Origin of the sequence: Vibrio sp. 1557 (assembly GCF_033340175.1) — a bacterium.
GTDB lineage: Bacteria > Pseudomonadota > Gammaproteobacteria > Enterobacterales > Vibrionaceae > Vibrio > Vibrio alginolyticus.
The window spans coordinates 1-1,395 of the sequence record NZ_JAWOVZ010000136.1 but is presented as its reverse complement, the minus strand read 5'-3'; the positions used below and the strand labels follow the sequence as shown (position 1 = coordinate 1,395).

Here is a 1,395-nt window from a genome sequence, read left to right as displayed (position 1 = left end):
TAAGACGTATCGCCAATTGAGTTCTATCGATACTCACTTCATTGGAAATTTGGTTGAGTGTTGTCCAAGGTTGATCAATACCGGGCTGCACATCAGGCATGCCAATATTTAATCCCATTCCAATCACTAAGTGAGCTGCGCCTCCTGCTTGACCAGACATCTCAACCAAAATACCGGCGAGCTTTTTGTCTTGATAATAAATATCGTTGGGCCACTTCAATTTCACACCTTGAATACCCATACTTTCTATGGCTTCAACAGCGGCAATACCGACAACCAAACTCAATCCCATCGCTGCCGCCATGCCCGCATCCAAACGCCAGTACATAGACAAATACAGATTGGTGCCAAATGGCGATATCCATTGACGTCCGCGACGACCGCGCCCCTGCGCCTGATATTCAGCGATACAAACTCGCCCTTTATCGGATTCACTGACTTTCTCTAACAAATATTGATTCGTTGAATCGATCACGGAAATCAGTTCTACCGGAGTGCTAATGGCATTTTTCAGACGAGTTTCATCGAATAGTTGAAGAGGATGAGCCAGTTGATAGCCTCGTCCTTGGATACGATAAATATCCACTCCCCAATCATTCAACCCTTTAATGTGCTTTGCAATTGCCGCTCTAGAAATGCCCAGTTGTTGTCCAAGCATTTCACCTGAATGAAAACCGCCATCGCTAAGTGTTTTAAGGATATGTAGCTTCACTGAGTGTTCTTTTCTCATTGAGCCGCCTCAATCTTAGCGAGATTAGTTTCACCTTGACGATTCATAAAGCGCACTTCGTGTTCGAGTTCAATTTGGTACTTATCCCACACCGCCTTTTTCACCAGAGAAGCAAGTGCAACCACGTCATCAGCACTGCAGTTGTCGACATTTGTTAATACCAACGCTTGTAAAGGGTTCACCTGAGCACCGTTGACTGAAATACCTTTCAAACCACACTGGTCAATCAGCCAACCGGCTGCCACTTTCATTCCCTCGTTTGCAGGGTAAGCCACCATGTCGCTATGCTTTCGAATGAGTTGATCATAATGATCTTGGCTGATCACAGGGTTTTTAAAGAAACTCCCTGCGTTACCGACTTTAGCTGGGTCTGGCAGTTTCTCCATACGAACTTGGCACACACGTTCAAATATTGCATTTGGACTTAATTCGTTTTCAGGGATGTTTTGTAACGGCCCATATTGATTCTTCGGCGTCCATCGCTTCGGCAGCTTCAAGCCAATGGCTGTGACAAAGCATTTTTCATATAGATCATGTTTGAAAACTGAATCTCGGTACCCAAATTCGCAGTCTTCCGCACTCATCCGCCTCGTGTTTAAAGTCGCCAAACCCAATATATCGACGTAGCTACAAAGATCTTTTAGTTCAACCCCGTATGCGCCGAT

2 protein-coding genes are annotated in these 1,395 nt (G+C 45.1%); both read right to left on the bottom strand.

Annotation, left to right across the window (positions count from 1 at the left end; translation table 11 throughout):
- On the bottom strand, window positions 1–730 hold a 730-nt coding region (gene birA / locus R7070_RS25280), incomplete at its 3' end, for a bifunctional biotin--[acetyl-CoA-carboxylase] ligase/biotin operon repressor BirA (protein WP_318141400.1).
- Window positions 727–1,395: UDP-N-acetylmuramate dehydrogenase (murB, locus tag R7070_RS25275; RefSeq protein ID WP_318141399.1), on the bottom strand; the 669-nt coding region annotated here is incomplete at its 5' end. The genes birA and murB, both read right to left, overlap by 4 nt.